The sequence below is a fragment of the Natronococcus jeotgali DSM 18795 genome (assembly GCF_000337695.1).
Taxonomy (GTDB): domain Archaea; phylum Halobacteriota; class Halobacteria; order Halobacteriales; family Natrialbaceae; genus Natronococcus; species Natronococcus jeotgali.
Genome location: NZ_AOIA01000024.1, coordinates 115,120 through 131,759, shown reverse-complemented (window position 1 = coordinate 131,759; position 16,640 = coordinate 115,120). Strand labels below are relative to the sequence as shown.

Sequence of the window (16,640 nt, the reverse complement as noted above, 5' to 3'; positions counted from 1 at the left end):
GCTTATCGTTCCGGGCCCGATCCGCTCGAATCGCGGGGAGTCCCGCCCGCGGGCCGACGATTCGGACGGGTCGCCGATCGTCAGGATAGACCGTCGGTATTTCGCGACCTGCGTCCGACCGGTGGCCCTACTTCCGCGTCGACGACCTACGGCCGACGATGCCAACCGAAGACGATCCGCTGTTCGAACCGCTCGACCTCGGGGACAAGACGCTCGAGAACCGGGTCGGACTCGCGCCGATGACCCGGACCAGCGCGACGGGCGACGGTCGCGCGACCGCGGAGATGGCCCGGTACTACGCCAAGTTCGCCCGCGGCGGGTTCTCGTTCCTGCTCACCGAGGGAACCTACCCCGACACGTCCCACAGCCAAGGGTACGACGACCAGCCCGGCCTCGCGACCGACGAGCACGTCGAGGCCTGGCGGACCGTCACCGACGCCGTCCACGACGAGGGTTCGCCGATCTTCGCCCAGCTGATGCACGCCGGCGCGCTCTCTCAGGGCAACCACTACGAGGACGAAACGGTCGGTCCATCGGCGGTCGAACCGAAGGGCGAACAGCTCGAGATGTACGGCGGCGAGGGCGGGTTCGACGAACCCCGCGAGCTGACGGCCGAGGGGATCGACGACCTGATCGAGGGATTCGTAGCCGCCGCCGAGCGCGCGGTCGAGGCGAACTTCGACGGCGTCGAGATCCACGGCGCGAACGGCTACGTGCTCGATCAGTTCCTCACGACGTACACGAACCGCCGCCAGGACGAGTACGGCGGCGGCGTCGAGAATCGGATCCGGTTGACGGCGGAGGTCGTCGAGGCCGTGCGGGCCGCGACACCCGAGCGGTTCGTCGTCGGCGTTCGGCTCTCCCAGAGCAAGGTCAACGACCCCGACTACCGCTGGCCCGGCGGGGAGGGCGACGCCGAGGCGATCTTCGGCGCCGTCTCCGACGCCGGCGCCGACTATCTCCACGTCACCGAGGAGAACGTCGCGGCACCCGCCTTCGAGGGCGGCACCGCGACGCTTTCCGAACTGGCCGACCGCTACGGCGACGCGCCCGTGATCGCGAACGGCGGGCTCGAGGAGCCGGACGCGGCCCGGAGGGTCCTCGAGTCGGGCGCCGACCTGCTCACCCTCGGAACGGGAGCGCTCGCCAACCCCGACTGGCCGACCCGCGTCGCCGAGGGCCGCTCGCTCGAGGCGTTCGACTTCGAGCGGATCCTCCGGCCCGACGCGTCGATCGACGACTCCGAGGTTCCCGCGGACGACTGAGCGGCGCCGACCCGCCCCGATTCTTTTGCCGACCCGCCCGAAAGAGCCGGTATGAGCGACGACGACTCGGATCTGACCGCGGGAAGGCCCGATCCGACGACCGCCCGCGCCCTCGGCCGCGCGTGGGCCGACGATCGCTCCCGGGAGCTGCTGACTCGGTTGACGGCCCTGCCGAACCGGATGGGGGGCTCCCCGGGCGAACGGCGGGCCGCGGCGCTCGTCCGCGACGGCCTCGAGGAGGCGGGAGTCGCGGACGTCCGGATCGACGAGTTTCCGATGCAACGCTGGCAGCGGGGGACGACCGAGTTCGCCGTCACCGACGTCGACGACGCCCCCGCGGGCGAGCGCTCCTTCGAGGCGATCGCCCTGCCGTACTGCCCGCCGGGCGACCTCGAGGGGCCGCTGGTCGACGTCGGCTACGGCACCCCCGAGGAGATCGACGAGGTCGACCTGCGGGGCGCGATCGCGGTCGCGAGCACGACGACCCCCTCGGATCGGCGGTTCGTCCACCGGATGGAGAAGTTCGGCCACGCGGTCGCCGCGGGCGCCGAGGCCTTCGTCTTCGCCAACCACGTCTCCGGTCAGCTGCCACCGACGGGCGCGCTGAAGTTCGACGCGGAGGCCGCAATCCCCGGCGTCGGCGTCAGCGCCGAAACCCGCGACTGGCTCGTCGAGTACGCAAAGCGGGACGCTCGAGCCCGCCTGCGCGTCGACGCCGCGACGACCGACGGCTCGAGCCGGAACGTCCACGGGACTCTCGGCCCGGAGACCGACGAGGAGCTCCTCGTTCTCGCGCACTACGACGCCCACGACGTCGCCGAGGGCGCGCTGGACAACGGCTGCGGGATCGCGACCGTCGTCGGCGCCGCGTCGATCCTCGCCGATCTCGAAGACGTCCTCGAGTGCCGAGTTCGGATCGCCGGCGTCGGCTCCGAGGAGCTCGGACTGTTGGGCGCCGAGGCGCTGGCCGCGGACCTCGACCTCGAGTCGGTGCGGGCGGTCGTCAACGTCGACGGCGCCGGGCGCTTCCGAAACCTGACGGCGCTCTCCCACGCCTCGGAACCGCTGGCGACCCTCGCCGAGGACGTGACGGAGTCGGTCGGCCAGCCGATCGGTCACGACCGTGAGCCTCACCCGTTCAGCGACCACTGGCCGTTCCTTCGGGCGGGCGTCCCCGCCGTACAGCTCCACAGCGAGCCGACCGACGGCGGCGAGCGGGGACGGGGCTGGACCCACACGGCGGCCGACACCCGCGACAAGGTCGACCCCCGTAACCTGCGGGAACACGCGATGCTGACCGCCTTGCTGGTTCGCGAGCTAACTCGGACCGAGATCCCCCGAGTCTCGACCGACGAGCTCCGCGAGCGCTTCGAGGCCCAGGACTACGTCGCCGGGATGCGCGCGGCCGACATCTGGCCGTCGACGTGGGACTGACCGCCCTCGAGCCGTGGTACGGTGGCGAGCACATGCAGGCTGTAGCGGTTTGCCCGTTCTCGACGACCGTGAGAACATGACATTCGATCCACCAGTTACGTGCCCGGTCTGCGAGGAGGTACTGGAGTTAGACCGGGACCTCGAGGATCACCTGATCGGCAAGCACACCCAGCGGGAGGTCGCTCGGTACGTCGTCTCCCAGCAGGAGCGAGCCGAGATCGAACCGGTCGGCGAGGCCGCGACGCCGAACTATAGTAGCCACTGAAAGTCAGTGCGCACCCGATCGCACGGCTGCTGTGCGATCGGTGTGCAAACAGTTTCAGTTGTTACTATAGCTGCTTTTCGAGTTCCTTCCACGGGTGCGGCCACGGGGGAATCGGCCCGCCGTTATCCGTACGGACCGCGAGTTGCCGCGCCGACTCACCGCAAGCCGTCGCCGAGCGCGCCCGCGACCCGGGCCCCCGTTCGTCGTTCGATCCGGCGGGCGTCGAACACCGCGCGAGCGCTCGCCGCGGCCGTCTCGTCGACCGCGAACTCGAGGTCGGGGTAGTCGACGCCGGCGAGCACGAGCGGTTCGGGCGGGGCCGGAGCGATCCCCTCGCGGCCGGGCAGCGGCTCGGGAGCGAGCGCGCGCTCGAGGTCCGCGAGCGATCGCTCGCCGGCCCCCACAGCCCGCGCGAGCGAGACGAGCCGTCGGACGAGTTCGCGGGCGAAGCCGTCGGCGGTAACGGTGACGACGAGGTAGTCGTCGTCCCGCGTCGCCTCGAGGGTCGGCGAGCGCTCGGTGTTGCGGTCGTCGGGCGTGAGGTTGTGGAAGTCGTGGCTTCCCGAGAGCGCGTCGCAGGCCGCGCGAAACCGGTCGTCGGCGACTCGAGTGGCCGTCCGCGATCCGGTTTCGGCGGCCGACGCCGCCGATCGCCGGGCTGGCGGCGCGTACAGGTGGTAGGCGTACTCGCGTCGGCTCGCGTGGTGGGTCGCGTGGAAGTCCGCGGGCGCGTCGGCGACCGCCCAGGCCCGGACGTCGGCGGGGAGCTCGCCGTTGAACGCCCGCGGGGCGAGCCAGTCGGGCGCCTCGAACGCGACCGTCTGGGCCAGCGCCGAGACGCCCGCGTCGGTTCGGCCCGCCGCCGCGTACCCCGTCGGCTTGTCGGCGCCGGGCTCGAGGACGCCGTGGGATCGCAGCGCGTCGAACAGGTCGTCCTCGACGGTCGGGACGTCGGGCTGGGGCTGGCGCTGGAAGCCGCGGTAGCCGCTCCCGTCGTAGGCGATCCGGTACGCGCACATCGGCATCGCGTAGTGCCAGGGGAGCCGGCGTGTTAGGCCCGTCGAACCGCCGACGGACGGCTCCCAGGGACTCCGCGGGCGGAGCCGTTCGCCGCCTTCCTCGAGCGCACCGGTCGACCGTCGAGGATCCGTTCGTCGCCTGTCGCCGAGTGGATCTTCGCCCGGTAGACGGGACCCTCGAGCAGCGTCGGGAGGACGTCGGACGTCGGGCTGAACGGCCCGAACGGTCGGCGCCCGAGACGGTCACCCGACGCGATCACCACGCCTGAATCCCCTGCATTAGCCGGGTCTGGCCCCTTGCCGACGAGAGGCGGAGGTGACGTAGCTATGAGAGAATCCAACGAGCGTGATGGGGAGTCACACACTAACGTTCGGAACGTCGTTCTCGTCGTTTTCGACACCGCTCGAGCGGAAAGCGCCGGTCCGGAGACGACCCCGGCGCTGTCCTCGCTCGCCGCGGAGGGGACGACCTTCGAGAACGCGTTCGCGGCGGCGCCGTGGACCCTTCCCTCTCACGCCTCGATGTTCACCGGTCGGTACCCGTCCGAGCACGGCGCCCACGGCGGACACACCTACCTCGACGGGGACAACCGGACGCTCGCGGAGGCCTTTTCGGACGCGGGCTACGAGACCGTCGGCGTCTCGAACAACACCTGGATCACCGAGGAGTTCGGCTTCGACCGCGGGTTCGACGAGCTCCGAAAGGGGTGGCAGTACATCCAGTCCGACGCCGACATGGGCGCGGTCGTCCGGGGCGAGGACGTCCGCGAAAAGCTCCAGGCGACCCGCGATCGCCTCTTCGAGGGGAATCCGCTCGTCAACGCGGCGAACATCCTCTACAGCGAGGTGCTCCAGCCCGCGGGCGACGACGGCGCGGCCCGTTCGGTCGACTGGATCGACGGCTGGCTCGCAGACCGGGGCGACGATCCCTTCTTCCTGTTCTGTAACCTCATCGAACCCCACGTCGAGTACGATCCGCCCCGGGAGTACGCCGAGCGGTTTCTCCCCGAGGGGGCGAGCTACGAGGAGGCGACCGCGATCCGACAGGATCCTCGAGCCTACGACTGCGAGGACTACGAGCTCACCGAACGGGAGTTCTCTCTCCTCCGGGGGCTCTACCGGGCGGAGCTCGCCTACACCGACGACCAGCTGGCCCGCCTGCGCGAGGCCCTCGAGTCGGCGGGCGAGCTCGAGGACACCCTGCTCGTCGTCTGTGGCGACCACGGGGAACACGTCGGCGAGCACGGCTTTTTCGGCCACCAGTACAACCTCTACGACACCCTGCTCAACGTCCCCCTCGTGATCCGCGGCGGCCCCTTCACGGACGGCGGGCGGCGCCGGGAGCTGGCCCAGCTGCTCGACGTTCCCGCGACGCTGCTTGACACCCTCGGGATCGACGACCCCGAACTGCTCGAGGGCGGTCACGGGCGCTCGCTGCGCCCCGGCGCGAGCGAGCGGCGGGACGCGGTCTTCGCCGAGTACGCCGCGCCCCAGCCCTCGATCGATCGGCTTGAGGATCGCTTCGGCGAGCTCCCCGACCGCGTGCGGGCGTTCGACCGTCGGCTGCGGGCGATCCGGACCCGGGGAGAGAAGTACGTCCGCGGCGACGACGGCTTCGAGCGCTACCACGACCTCGAGGCCAACCCCGGCGAGCGGACCGACCGCTCGGTCGACCGCCCCGACCGCGTCCGGGAGCTGCGACGGCGACTCGAAGAGTGGTTCGACGGACTCGAGGAGGCCGACGCCGGCGGGGAGGTCGCGATGCAGGCCGGAACCGAGGAGCGGCTGGCGGATCTGGGCTACCTGTGACGACCGGGAGCGGATTCGGCGGTCCGGAGCGCTCGGCGCGGCCGAACCCGTCGTCGGATCGGGGCCGCCACCGTCGGTCGAAGCGGGCCGACCAGTCACCGTTATAACGCTCGACCGCCGTACGGGAAACCGTGTCCGACGCCCGCGCTGAACCCGAACGCTGTCGGCTCTGCGGCGCCGATACCGACCCCGACGAACGCTTCTGCTCGAGCGGCTGCCGGGAACTCCACGACTCCCTCGGCGACGGCGCCGGGGGCGCGAGCGACGACGCGGAACCGACGGCAGCCGGGGCCGAACGGGACGCCCCCGACGCGGCCCGCGCGTTCTTCCGGATCGACGGGATGTACTCCGCGCTCTGCGAGGCCTACCTCGAGCGGGTCGCCGAGAACCGGGCGGGCGTCCGCGAGGCGACGGCGAGTTACGTCACCGAGACGGTGCGGGTCGACTACGACCCGGAGCGGACCTCGGCCGACGAGCTCCGGGCGGCCCTGACCACGACCGGGTACACCGCCTACCGCCGCGACGGCCCTCTCGACGCCGACGAGTCCGAGGACGGAGCGGGGAGCACCCACCGCTCCCGCGAGATGACGGGCCTGCGCAAGCGCCGCACCGAGGACTTCCTCGAGATGCGCTACGTCGTCGGCGTCGTCTTCGGCTCGTTCCTGCTGGTGCCGTACGCCACGATCTTTTACCCCGTCCACCTCGCGGAGCTGGTCGACTGGCGGTTCCTGGCGGCCTACGAGGGGGCGTTCGCGACGCTCGACCCGTTGGCGTTGTTGCCGCTGTTTCTGGTCGTCACCGGAGCGGTTCTCTACCTGACCTGTCTCTTATACACATCTCTGANGATCGTCGCCGCCTTCGTCTACGGCACGGTCGCGCTCGGGCTCGGCCGCAACGACCTCTACTACGACCTGACGATACTGGTCTCGGCGACGGTGATGGCGGCGGTGTTCTACGAGGCGACGGTCAAGCGACGGGCCCTGAACCGGCTCACCGAGCTCACGGTCTCCGAGGTCGGCGAGGCTCGCGTGCTCGAGGACGACGGCGCCACCCGAACGGTGCCCACCGAATCCCTCGCGGCCGACGATCGGCTGCTGGTCCGGGAGGGCGAGCGGATCCCGGTCGACGGCCGCTTCGTCGAGGGGGGGTGTACCGTCGACGAGGCGATCGTCACCGGGGAGTCCCTCCCCGTTTCGAAGGCGACGGGCGACGAGGCGATCGGAGGGTCGCTCGTCGTCTCGGGCGCGGCCGTCGTCGACCCCGCCGACCGAACCGAGAGCAGCCTCGAGCGGCTCACCGAGTCGGTCTGGAACCTCCAGAGCGCGACCCACGGGGTCGGCCGGCACGCGGATCGACTCGCTGCTCGACTGACCCCCGCCGTCGCCGCGGCGGGCGTCGGGGTCGGCGCGGTCGCGCTCGCGCTCGGCTGGACGGCGACGGCGACCGTCACCGCCGTCCTCGCGACCGTCGTCGTCGCGAGCCCGTGGGCGCTCGGCTTCGCGGCGCCGCTTTCGGTCGCGACGAGTATCGACGAGGCGCTCGACCGGGGGATTGTCGTCTTCGACGAGACCGTCTTCGAGCGGCTCCGGGCCCTCGACGTCGTGGTCTTCGACAAGACGGGGACGCTGACGACCGGCGAGATGCGGGTGCTCGAGGCCGACGCCGCCCCCGAGTTGCTCCGGGCCGCGGGCGCGCTCGAGGAGCGGGCGACCCACCCCGCCGCGACGGCGATCCGAAACGCGTTCGCTCGCGGCGACGGCGACGAGGTCGACGCCGGCGGTGGGGCGATCGGCGAGGGCGCGGACGAGCCGCCGACCGTTCGGGCCTTCGAGAGCCACGAGACCGGCGTCGAGGGGGTCGTCGACGGACGGCGGGTCGTGGTCGGCCACCCGGAGCTGTTCCGCGAGCGCGGGTGGCCCCTCGAGGAGGGGCTGGCGTCGCGGGCCGCGGCCGCTCGAGAGCGTGGTCGGCTGCCCGTCCTCGTCGGCGCCGACGGCCGGGCGAGCGGCCTCGTCGTCGTCGGCGACGAGCCCCGGGCCGAGTGGCTCGAGAGCCTCTCGCGGCTCCGCGAGACCGGGGTCGAGGCCGTCGTCCTCACCGGCGACGACGCGGCCGCCAGCGAGTTCCTCGAGCGTCGGGCCGACGTCGACGTCTTCGCGGAGGTCCCGCCGGCGGGCAAGGCCGCGGCGATCGAGCGGCTGGGGGCCGACCGACGGGTGGCGATGGTCGGCGACGGGACCAACGACGCGCCGGCGCTGGCCGCGGCGGACCTGGGGATTTCCCTCGGCGGCGGCACCGCGCTCGCGGCCGACGCCGCCGACCTCGCGATCCTCGAGGACGACCTGGCCGGCGTTGAACGGGCGATCTCGATCGCCCGGGCCGCCGGCGACCGCGTGAGCCAGAACCTCGCGCTGGCGCTTGCGTACAACGCCCTCGCGATCCCGGCCGCGGCGCTGGGGCTGTTGAGTCCGCTGGTCACCGCGGGCGCGCTCGTCGTCACCGCCGGACTGATCGGCGCGAACGCATCGCGGCCGCTGCTCGAGTCCGGCTGACGGCGCTTCACGGGGCGACGCGTACAGGAGGACCCATCAAGAGGCTCTGGCACGTAGTGGGTGTATGGCCAGTGTTCGCATCGGCACGGCGTTTGGCATTCCGATCAAGCTCGGCGCCTCGTTTCTCCTCGTCGTCCCGCTGTTAGCCTATCTCATCGGAGTGCAGACGGCGGTGATCGTCGAGTTGCTCAACACGACCTTCGGGCGGGCGATCGACCCCGGTCCGCTAACCGAGGGTGCAACGCCGTGGCTGCTCGGTCTGACGGCCGCGCTGGGGCTGTTCGTCAGCGTTTTCTGTCACGAGCTGGGCCACGCGATGGCCGCGCGCCGCTACGGGCTCGAGACGGAGTCGATCACGCTGTGGTTCCTGGGCGGGCTGGCGCAGTTCGCCGAGATGCCCGAGGAGTGGCACAAGGAACTCGTCGTCGCGATCGCGGGGCCGATCGTCAGCGTCGCGGTCGGCGCCCTGTGTTACGCCGGGTTCGTCGTGCTGCCCGCCGAGCTGTCGGCGGTGCTGTTCGTGCTCGGGTACCTGGCGGTGCTCAACGTCGTGCTGGCGATCTTCAACATGCTGCCGGGATTCCCGATGGACGGCGGCCGGGTGCTCCGGGCGCTGCTCTCGCGCAACCGCTCCCGGTTGGAGGCGACCCGGATCGCCGCCGGAGTCGGCAAGTGGTTCGCGATCCTGCTGGGGTTCGCGGGCATCGTCACGTTCAGCATCTTCTGGATCGCGATCGCCTTCTTCATCTACATCGCCGCCTCGAGCGAGACCCAGCAGATCTTCGTCGAGACCGCCTTCGAGGGGCTGACCGTCGCGGAGCTGATGACCCCGGCGCCGGAACTCGATACGGTTTCGACGGAGCTGCCGACCGCGGAGCTGCTGGATCGGATGCTGCGAGAGCGCCACACCGGCTACCCCGTCCTCGAGGACGGGTCGCTCGTCGGCATCGTCACCCTCGAGGACGTACAGGAGCGCGCGCCCGATACCGGCGGCGTCGTCCGGGACGCGATGTCGACCGACCCGGTAACGATCCCCCTCGACGCCGAGGCGACGACCGCGTTGCGGACGCTCCAAGAGGAGAACGTGGGCCGGCTCCTCGTCGTCGACGCCGACGGCTCGCTGGCGGGGCTGCTCTCGCGGACCGACCTGATGACCGCCCTCGAGGTCGCACAGGGGAGCCGGGCGGCGCCGGCTGCGCCGCGCTCGATCGAACACTGAGCGTCGCCGCGTCGCGGAGACGGTTCGACTGCCGGGCGTAAGTCTTTGAGGTGCCTGCTCGTGGTACCGGCGAAGGCAACCGAGGGCGAGCTACGCATGGAAAGTCACAACCCGGCGACCGGCGACCGACTCGAAACGTACGACGACCACGACGAGGGCGACATCGAGGAGATCCTCGCGACCGCCGACGACGCGTTCGAGCCGTGGGCCGAAACCCCGATCACCGAGCGCCAGCAGCTGCTCGAGCGAGCCGGCGAGCTCCTTCGGGAGCGCGAGGACGAGTACGCCGAACTCATCAGCGAGGAGATGGGCAAACCGATCGCGGAATCCCGCTCGGAACTCGAGAAGTGCGCGTGGGTCTGTGACTTCTACGCCGAGCGCGCCGACGAGTTCCTCGCCGACGAGACTCTCGGCAGCGAGCCCCACTCGCGGACGTTCGTCTCCTACGAGCCCCTGGGGGCCGTCCTCGCGGTGATGCCCTGGAACTTCCCGTTCTGGCAGGTGTTTCGGTTCGCCGCGCCCCACCTGACCGCGGGCAACGTCGGCCTGCTCAAACACGCCTCGAACGTCCCCGGCTGCGCGCTGGCGATCGAGGAGATCTTCGAGGACGCGGGCTATCCCGAGGGCGTGTTCTCGACGCTTTTGGCCGGCTCGGACGCGATCGAGGACGTGATCGCCGACGACCGCCTCGACGCGGTGACCCTCACCGGCAGCGAGGGCGCCGGCCGCGCCGTCGCCGAGCAGGCCGGGTGCGAGCTGAAGAAACACGTCCTCGAGCTGGGCGGGAGCGACCCGTTCGTCGTGCTCGAGGACGCCGACCTCGAGGCCGCGGCCGAGACCGCGGCGACGGCCCGGACGATCAACTCCGGCCAGTCGTGTATCGCCGCCAAGCGCTTCATCGTCGTCGACGAGGTCTACGACGAGTTCCTCGACCGGTTCGTCTCCGAGATGGAGTCCCTCGAGATCGGGGACCCGCTCGAGTCCGACACCGACATCGGCCCCCAGGCCCGCGAGGACCTCATGGAAGACCTCCACGAGCAGGTCGAGGAAAGCGTCGAAGCGGGTGCAACCCTCGAGTGCGGCGGCGAGCCCCTCGACCGGGAGGGGTACTACTACCCGCCGACGGTGCTCTCGGAGCCCCCGCGGGACAGCCCCGCGGCCGACGAGGAGGTGTTCGGTCCGGCCGCGGCCGTCTTCCGGGTCGAAGGCGAGGAGGAGGCGATCGAGCTCGCCAACGACACCCGCTACGGGCTCGGGGGGTCGGTCTGGACGGAGGAACTCGATCGCGGGGAGCGACTCGCCCGCGAGGTCGAGGCCGGCTGCGTGTTCGTCAACGAGCTCGTCAAGTCCGACCCGCGCCTGCCCTTCGGCGGGGTGAAGGCGTCGGGGCACGGCCGCGAACTCGCCGAGGCGGGGATCCACGAGTTCGTCAACCGCAAGACCGTCTGGGTTCAGTCGGCCGGCGCGGACGACGGCGCCCCCGACACGGAGTAGGCCGTCCCACGAAGGTACCACACTCATAGATCCGGGGCGAGTCGAGAGAACCGTGCCAACAGCATCCGATCTACTCGTCGACTGCCTCGAGGCCGAGGGCGTCGAGTACGTCTTCGGGCTCCCGGGCGAGGAGGTCGAGGACCTGCTCTTCTCGCTTCGGGACTCCTCGATCGCGTTCGTCCCGACCCGCCACGAGCAGGGCGCGGCGTTCATGGCCGACGTCTACGGGCGGCTCACCGGCGACGCCGGGGTCTGTCTCTCGACGCTTGGCCCCGGCGCGACGAACCTGATCACGGGCGTCGCCGACGCCCAGCTCGACAAGAGCCCCGTCGTCGCGATCACCGGCCAGGGCGGGCGCGAACGGCTCCACAAGGAGAGCCACCAGGCGCTGGACGTCGTCGACGTCTTCGAGCCGATCGTCGAGTGGAACGCCCAGATCGCCGAGCCCGAGATCGTCCCCGAGTCGGTCCGCAAGGCGTTCAAGCTCGCCGAACTCGAGAAGCCGGGCGCGACCCACCTCGAGTTCCCCGAGGACGTCGCGGGCGAGGCGATCGACGCGGAGCCGATCCCCGTCCGAGATTCGGTCCGCCGCCCGGATCCCGACGACGCGTCGGTCGAGCGGGCCGCGACGCTGCTCGCGGACGCTGAACGACCGCTCCTGCTGGCGGGCAACGGCGCGGTCCGCACTCGGGCGGCCGACGGCATCCGCGCGCTCGTCGACCGCCTCGAGCTCCCCGTCGTCGCGACCTACATGGGGAAGGGCGCGATCTCCGACCGCGAGCCCGCCTCGTTGCTGACCCTCGACTCGGGCCCCGGCGACGAGGCCGCCCGGGCGGTCGAGCGGGCCGACTGCGTGATCGCCGTCGGCTACGACATCGCCGAGCACGACCCCGAGGGGTGGAACCCCGACGTCGAGAAGCAGGTCGTGCACGTCGACCACGAGCCCGCGGAGGTCTACCGCCACTACAACCCCGACGTCGAGATCGTCGCCGACGTCGGCGCGGCCCTGGAGGCGATCGGCGACCGACTGCCTCCGGAATCGTGCTCGCTGTGGTGTCGCGACGCCCACGACCGGATTCTCGAGGCGGTTACGCGATCCCCCGAGGACGACGACCCGGTGACGGTCCGCAACGCCCTCCCGCTGCTCCGGGAGGCGACGGCCGACGAGGACGTCCTCGTCTCGGACGTCGGCAGCCACAAGATGGCTATCGCGCAGTCGTACCCGACCTACGAGCCCAACACCTGCGTCGTCTCGAACGGGCTGGCGAGCATGGGGATCGCCGTTCCGGGCGCGCTCGCGGCCGACCTCGCGACCGACGCGAACGTCGTCGCGGCCACCGGCGACGGCGGCTTCCTGATGAACGCCGCCGAGATCGAGACCGCGACCAGGCTCGACTGCGGCTTCACGATCGTCGTCTTCGTCGACGACGACTACGGGCTCATCTCTGAGAAACAGGTCGAACACCGCGGCGAGCACACCGGGACGGAGCTCTCGAACCCGGATCTGGTCGCGTTCGCCGAGAGCTTCGGGATCGAGGCGTCCCGCCCCGAGACGTGGAACGAGATCGATCGGGCGTTCCGGGAGGCGGTGCCGTCCGACGACCTCTCGCTGATCGAGGTTCCGCTCGAGGCGTAGTCGGATGCCAGGCGGCGGTCGCCGATCCCGACGTCGGGGTTTCTCCTGCCGACCCTAGGCTTTACTACAGCGAAAGTATGGGAGAATTATGGCGCTCGAGGCCGCATTCGACGCGTCGGGGGAGCGGTTTCCGCTGGCGTGCGTGTTCGAGGAACTCCCCGACGCGACGGTCGAACTCGATCGGATCGTCCCGACGAACGGGGAGACGATCCCCTACTTCTGGCTGCGCGATCCGAACCTCGAGTCGTTCGACCCGGCGGCGGTCTCGCACCCGGCCCTCCGGGCGATCAGCGTCGTCGAAACCGTCGGCGAGGACGCGCTGGTTCGGACCGAGTGGAACCCCGACCGGGAGAACCTCCTGACGGTCCTGCTGGAGTCGGCGGTCGTTCTCGTCTCCGCGGTCGGAACGAGGCGACGCTGGTCCTTCGAGATCCGCGGCGACGACCGGGAGGCGATCGCCGACTTCCAGTCGGCCTGCCTCGAGGCGGCGATCCCGATCGACCTCACGCGACTTCGACCGCTCTCGCCGCCGCGGGCGGACGGGGACGACGCCCTCACGCCCGCCCAGCGCGAGGCGCTGATTCTGGCCTACGAGCGGGGGTACTTCGACTCGCCGCGACGGGCCTCGCAGGCGGATCTCGCCGACGAACTCGAGATCACCCGACAGTCGCTGTCCTCGCGGTTACAGCGCGGACTCCGGCGACTCGTCGGCGACACGATGGCGGACTGAGCGAAGCCATCGGTATAAAAGGATCCTGCCTACGCAGCAGCGCATTCAACCGTTCGAAGGGCCGGATTCCGGTAATGGCAGACGGATCTGATTTCGTTTTCTCCGTGCGTTCGAGCCGAGAAGGAAGTCGGCGGTTGCGATCGACGGGCGAAGCGACCTCCCAAGCGGGGCAGACGACGGCGGACGGGAACGGGCGACGGCTCGCCCGAGGACGGCGATGATCCCCTCGCGAGAGGTCCTGCTGGTCGAGGACAATCCCGGCGACGTCCGGCTCACGCGGGAGGCGTTCGCGGCGACCGACGGCGACCACACCCTCCGCGCGGTGACGACCGGCGAGGACGCCATGGCGTTCCTCGAGCGACGGGCTCGAGAGGACGCGCTCCCCGACCTCGTCCTGCTGGATCTCAATCTGCCCGGAATCGACGGCGGGACCGTCCTCGAGCGGGTCAGATCGTCGTCCGAACTCCGGCGGCTCCCGGTGATCGTGCTGACGAGCTCCGACGACGACGAGGACGTCGCGGCGTCGTACCGCCGCGCTGCCAACGCCTACCTGACGAAACCGATCGCGCCCACCGACCTCGTCTCGATGATCGGAAGCCTCGAGGCGTTCTGGTTCGACCGCGTCCGGCTTCCCCCGCAGTAGGCCGGCCCGTCCCGGCGGTATCCCTTTGAGCGCTCGCGCGCTCAGGGCCGACCGTGTTCCACGGCGAGGAGTTCTGGCTCGTTCGCGTCCTCTTCCAGCGGGGGCTGGCCCTGCTGTATCTGCTGGCCTTCCTCGTCGCCGCGTTCCAGTTCCGGCCGCTCGCCGGCGAGACCGGCCTGCTCCCTCTCGAGCGGTATCTCGAGGCCGTCGAGTTCCGGGAGCGACCGAGCCTGTTCTACCTCGCGCCCAGCGACCGCGCGATCGGGATCGCCGCCTGGACCGGGGTCGCGCTGTCGGCGCTCGCGCTGTTTGCGGTTCCCTACGGGCTTCCCGACGGCTACGCGACGCCCGTCTCGATGGTGCTGTGGGCGACGCTGTGGCTGCTGTATCTCTCCTTTGTCAACGCCGGCCGGCTCTTCTACGGCTACGGCTGGGAGTCGATGCTGCTCGAGACGGGCTTTCTGGCGATCTTTCTCGGCGCCGGTTCGACCGCGCCGCCAGCGGTCGTCTTCCTCCTGCTCGCGTGGGTGCTCTTTCGAAACATGTTCGGCGCGGGGCTGATCAAGATCCGCGGCGACGACTGCTGGCGCGACCTCTCCTGTCTGGACTACCACTACGAGACCCAACCCATCCCCAACCCCGTAAGCTGGTTCGCCCACCACCGCTCGAAGGGCTTCCACCGCCTCGAGACGCTTGGCAACCACGTCCTCGAGCTGGCGGTGCCGTTTCTCTACTTCGCGCCCCAGCCCGCCGCGGCGCTCGCGGGCGCGGCGACGATCGGCTTCCAGGGCTGGCTGCTGGTCACCGGAAACTTCGCCTGGCTGAACGCGCTGACGATCGTGCTGGCGATCGCCACCTTCAGCGACGGGATCCTCGAGACGCTGCTCCCGGTGGCGGCGCCCGCGACGACCGCGACGCCGATCTACCTCGAGGCCGCTGCGGTCCTCGTCGCGGCGCTCGTCCTCGCGTTGAGCGTCTCTCCGGTTCGGAACATGCTCTCCGAACGACAGGCCATGAACACCGCGTTCGACCCGTTGCACCTGGTCAACACCTACGGCGCGTTCGGCTCGGTCACGCGCGAGCGCTACGAGCTCGTGATCCAGGGAACGACCGACGAGCGCGGCGCCGAGGACGCGGAGTGGGAGACCTACCGTTTCAAAGGGAAACCGACCGACCCCCGGCGGCGACCGCCCCAGATCGCACCCTACCACCTGCGGCTGGACTGGCAGCTCTGGTTCGCGGCGATGTCGCCGACCCCGCGTCGCAGCCCGTGGGTCCTGCGGTTCGTTCGCCGACTGCTCGAGGAGGACGAGGCCACCCGTTCGCTACTGGCCGAGGACCCCTTCGCGGGGACGGACCGATCTCCCGAACGGATCCGGGTGCTCCGGTACCGCTACCGGTTTACGACCCCCGAGGAGCGCACCGAGACTGGGACGTGGTGGCACCGTGAACGGGTCGGCACCTACGTCAGCCCGGCGTCCCTCGAGGAGGTGCGCCGTCGCGGCGCCCGACCGTAGACGGCGCTCGGATCTCGAAGGGCCGTCCCTCGAAACGTCGCGTTAACAGGTGGCGTCGCTCGCGGGGCCGCGGGCCTCCGTTCGATGGACTCGCTCCTCGGATCGATAACCACCACATAACGTCCGAAAACCACTACATAACAATTATCTGTACCTACATCTGCGGTAACATGACCGAGACGATTACCGTCGGACTGACGGACGGGCGGGAGATCGCGGTCGACGAACTGACGGTGCTCGAGCTGGACAACGGGACGTGGCTCCGGTGCGTGCGTGCGGAGCCGAGTCGACGGATGGCGTTCGACGAGACGACGACGTACTACCGCCTCGAGACCGACGTCGAGTACGTCGAGGACGGTGCGGGAAACCAAAACGTCCCGGGATCGATCGAGCGGGTCCCGACGCTCGCCGCCGCGGCCGAGGGGACGGGCCGTCGATGATCGAACTGCCGAGCGCGAGCCTCCTGCTCGTCGGTGCCGGGAGCTACCTGGTATCGGTCGCGGTGACGCTCCGGGCGCTTCGCCGAACGCGGCGCCACAACCCCGAGGGCTCGAGCGCCTCGGAGAACGAGGCGACGCCGGAGCGGCGTCCGGGGTCGGAATCCGCCTGACGGGCGGGGGTCACGAGGCGCCGCGCTCGCGGCGGTTCGCTACTCCTCTCGCCGAACCGGCGGGGTCTTCGAGACGAACTGCCCCCAGAAGTCGCGGTTGTCCGCCACCCATCGGTACCCATTCTCGCGGACGCGCTCGTAGTCCTCGAAGTTTCGGAGGAACTCGATCGCCTCCCGAACCGCGCCGACGTCGTCGATCCGTGCGAGCCCCGCCTCGATCGAGGCGCCACAGGAGCGGACCTCGTCGTCGGTCACGAAGTGTGAACACTCTACGTAGTCTTCGGGTAGCCGCTCGCGCAGCTCCGGCGTCAGGTCGCTGAAGCCGACGACGCGGACGTCGGTCCGCTCGTCGAAGAACTCCGCCCACCACGTACAGAAGCCGCAGTCGTCGTCGAAGACGAGCGTCGGTTCGGTCATCCTCTCGAGCGGCTTCGAGACCGGCGCACT

At 70.5% G+C, this 16,640-nt stretch carries 16 protein-coding genes; 13 read left to right on the top strand and 3 right to left on the bottom strand.

The annotated features are described in order from the left end of the window. Positions 1–158 precede the first annotated feature (158 nt). The 3 genes from C492_RS03845 (at position 159) to C492_RS03835 (ending at position 2,964) form a co-directional block, all read left to right on the top strand. Positions 159–1,265 carry an oxidoreductase gene (locus C492_RS03845; RefSeq protein WP_008420613.1) on the top strand — a complete coding sequence of 369 codons (1,107 nt, stop codon included), beginning with the start codon at positions 159–161 and terminating at the stop codon, positions 1,263–1,265. Between the two features lie 51 nt (positions 1,266–1,316). Then, positions 1,317–2,699 (top strand): M28 family metallopeptidase, encoded by a 1,383-nt coding sequence (locus tag C492_RS03840; RefSeq protein WP_008420612.1) that lies wholly within the window; start codon positions 1,317–1,319, stop codon positions 2,697–2,699. Positions 2,700–2,775: 76 nt separating this feature from the next. Continuing rightward, a complete protein-coding gene (locus C492_RS03835) occupies positions 2,776–2,964 on the top strand; it encodes a hypothetical protein (protein WP_008420611.1) in 189 nt (62 codons plus the stop codon). A gap of 155 nt (positions 2,965–3,119) precedes the next feature. On the opposite strand, the gene truA is transcribed toward C492_RS03835, so the two are convergent. Together truA and C492_RS03825 are read right to left on the bottom strand one after the other, a co-directional pair. After that, on the bottom strand, positions 3,120–3,989 hold the full coding sequence (gene truA / locus C492_RS03830) for a tRNA pseudouridine(38-40) synthase TruA (RefSeq protein WP_008420610.1): 870 nt from the start codon (positions 3,987–3,989) through the stop codon (positions 3,120–3,122). 26 nt (positions 3,990–4,015) lie between these two features. Then, positions 4,016–4,243 (bottom strand): hypothetical protein, encoded by a 228-nt coding sequence (locus C492_RS03825; RefSeq protein WP_152424794.1) that lies wholly within the window; start codon positions 4,241–4,243, stop codon positions 4,016–4,018. 67 nt (positions 4,244–4,310) lie between these two features. On the opposite strand from C492_RS03825, the gene C492_RS03820 reads away from it, so the two are divergent. From C492_RS03820 to C492_RS24105, 10 genes are all read left to right on the top strand, one after another. After that, positions 4,311–5,792, top strand: a complete 1,482-nt coding sequence (locus C492_RS03820; RefSeq protein ID WP_008420607.1) for a sulfatase — start codon at positions 4,311–4,313, stop codon at positions 5,790–5,792. Positions 5,793–5,923: 131 nt separating this feature from the next. Continuing rightward, a complete protein-coding gene (locus C492_RS03815; protein WP_008420604.1) occupies positions 5,924–8,344 on the top strand; it encodes a heavy metal translocating P-type ATPase in 2,421 nt (806 codons plus the stop codon). Between the two features lie 64 nt (positions 8,345–8,408). Continuing rightward, positions 8,409–9,563 carry a CBS domain-containing protein gene (locus C492_RS03810; RefSeq protein WP_008420602.1) on the top strand — a complete coding sequence of 385 codons (1,155 nt, stop codon included), beginning with the start codon at positions 8,409–8,411 and terminating at the stop codon, positions 9,561–9,563. A gap of 96 nt (positions 9,564–9,659) precedes the next feature. Beyond that, entirely contained in the window at positions 9,660–11,057 is a 1,398-nt protein-coding gene (locus C492_RS03805; RefSeq protein ID WP_008420600.1) for an NAD-dependent succinate-semialdehyde dehydrogenase, read from the top strand. A gap of 52 nt (positions 11,058–11,109) precedes the next feature. After that, entirely contained in the window at positions 11,110–12,693 is a 1,584-nt protein-coding gene (locus tag C492_RS03800) for an acetolactate synthase large subunit (protein WP_008420598.1), read from the top strand. Positions 12,694–12,781: 88 nt separating this feature from the next. Continuing rightward, positions 12,782–13,423: a helix-turn-helix domain-containing protein gene (locus C492_RS03795; RefSeq protein ID WP_008420597.1), complete on the top strand. Its 642-nt coding sequence runs from the start codon at positions 12,782–12,784 to the stop codon at positions 13,421–13,423. Positions 13,424–13,640: 217 nt separating this feature from the next. After that, the gene (locus C492_RS03790) at positions 13,641–14,066 is read left to right on the top strand and encodes a response regulator (protein WP_008420596.1); all 426 of its coding nucleotides are present in this window, start codon (positions 13,641–13,643) and stop codon (positions 14,064–14,066) included. A 53-nt stretch (positions 14,067–14,119) separates the two neighbouring features. Then, on the top strand, positions 14,120–15,583 hold the full coding sequence (locus tag C492_RS03785; protein WP_008420595.1) for a lipase maturation factor family protein: 1,464 nt from the start codon (positions 14,120–14,122) through the stop codon (positions 15,581–15,583). Between the two features lie 170 nt (positions 15,584–15,753). Then, positions 15,754–16,023, top strand: coding sequence for a hypothetical protein (locus C492_RS03780; RefSeq protein WP_008420594.1), 270 nt, complete (start codon positions 15,754–15,756; stop codon positions 16,021–16,023). Next, positions 16,020–16,193, top strand: coding sequence for a hypothetical protein (locus C492_RS24105; RefSeq protein ID WP_160166962.1), 174 nt, complete (start codon positions 16,020–16,022; stop codon positions 16,191–16,193). The genes C492_RS03780 and C492_RS24105 overlap by 4 nt, the downstream gene beginning before the upstream one ends. A 39-nt stretch (positions 16,194–16,232) precedes the next feature. Here the strand turns inward: C492_RS24105 and C492_RS03775 are convergent, their stop codons facing one another. Then, entirely contained in the window at positions 16,233–16,610 is a 378-nt protein-coding gene (locus C492_RS03775; RefSeq protein WP_008420593.1) for a DCC1-like thiol-disulfide oxidoreductase family protein, read from the bottom strand. Positions 16,611–16,640: the final 30 nt, after the last annotated feature.

Coding starts and splice junctions, on each gene's coding strand:
- C492_RS03845 (WP_008420613.1), top strand. CDS start 159: ATGCCAACCGAAGACGATCCGCTGTTCGAACCGCTCGACCTCGGGGAC.
- C492_RS03840 (WP_008420612.1), top strand. CDS start 1,317: ATGAGCGACGACGACTCGGATCTGACCGCGGGAAGGCCCGATCCGACG.
- C492_RS03835 (WP_008420611.1), top strand. CDS start 2,776: ATGACATTCGATCCACCAGTTACGTGCCCGGTCTGCGAGGAGGTACTG.
- truA (WP_008420610.1), bottom strand. CDS start 3,989: ATGCCGATGTGCGCGTACCGGATCGCCTACGACGGGAGCGGCTACCGC.
- C492_RS03820 (WP_008420607.1), top strand. CDS start 4,311: ATGAGAGAATCCAACGAGCGTGATGGGGAGTCACACACTAACGTTCGG.
- C492_RS03810 (WP_008420602.1), top strand. CDS start 8,409: ATGGCCAGTGTTCGCATCGGCACGGCGTTTGGCATTCCGATCAAGCTC.
- C492_RS03805 (WP_008420600.1), top strand. CDS start 9,660: ATGGAAAGTCACAACCCGGCGACCGGCGACCGACTCGAAACGTACGAC.
- C492_RS03795 (WP_008420597.1), top strand. CDS start 12,782: ATGGCGCTCGAGGCCGCATTCGACGCGTCGGGGGAGCGGTTTCCGCTG.
- C492_RS03790 (WP_008420596.1), top strand. CDS start 13,641: ATGATCCCCTCGCGAGAGGTCCTGCTGGTCGAGGACAATCCCGGCGAC.
- C492_RS03780 (WP_008420594.1), top strand. CDS start 15,754: ATGACCGAGACGATTACCGTCGGACTGACGGACGGGCGGGAGATCGCG.
- C492_RS24105 (WP_160166962.1), top strand. CDS start 16,020: ATGATCGAACTGCCGAGCGCGAGCCTCCTGCTCGTCGGTGCCGGGAGC.
- C492_RS03775 (WP_008420593.1), bottom strand. CDS start 16,610: ATGACCGAACCGACGCTCGTCTTCGACGACGACTGCGGCTTCTGTACG.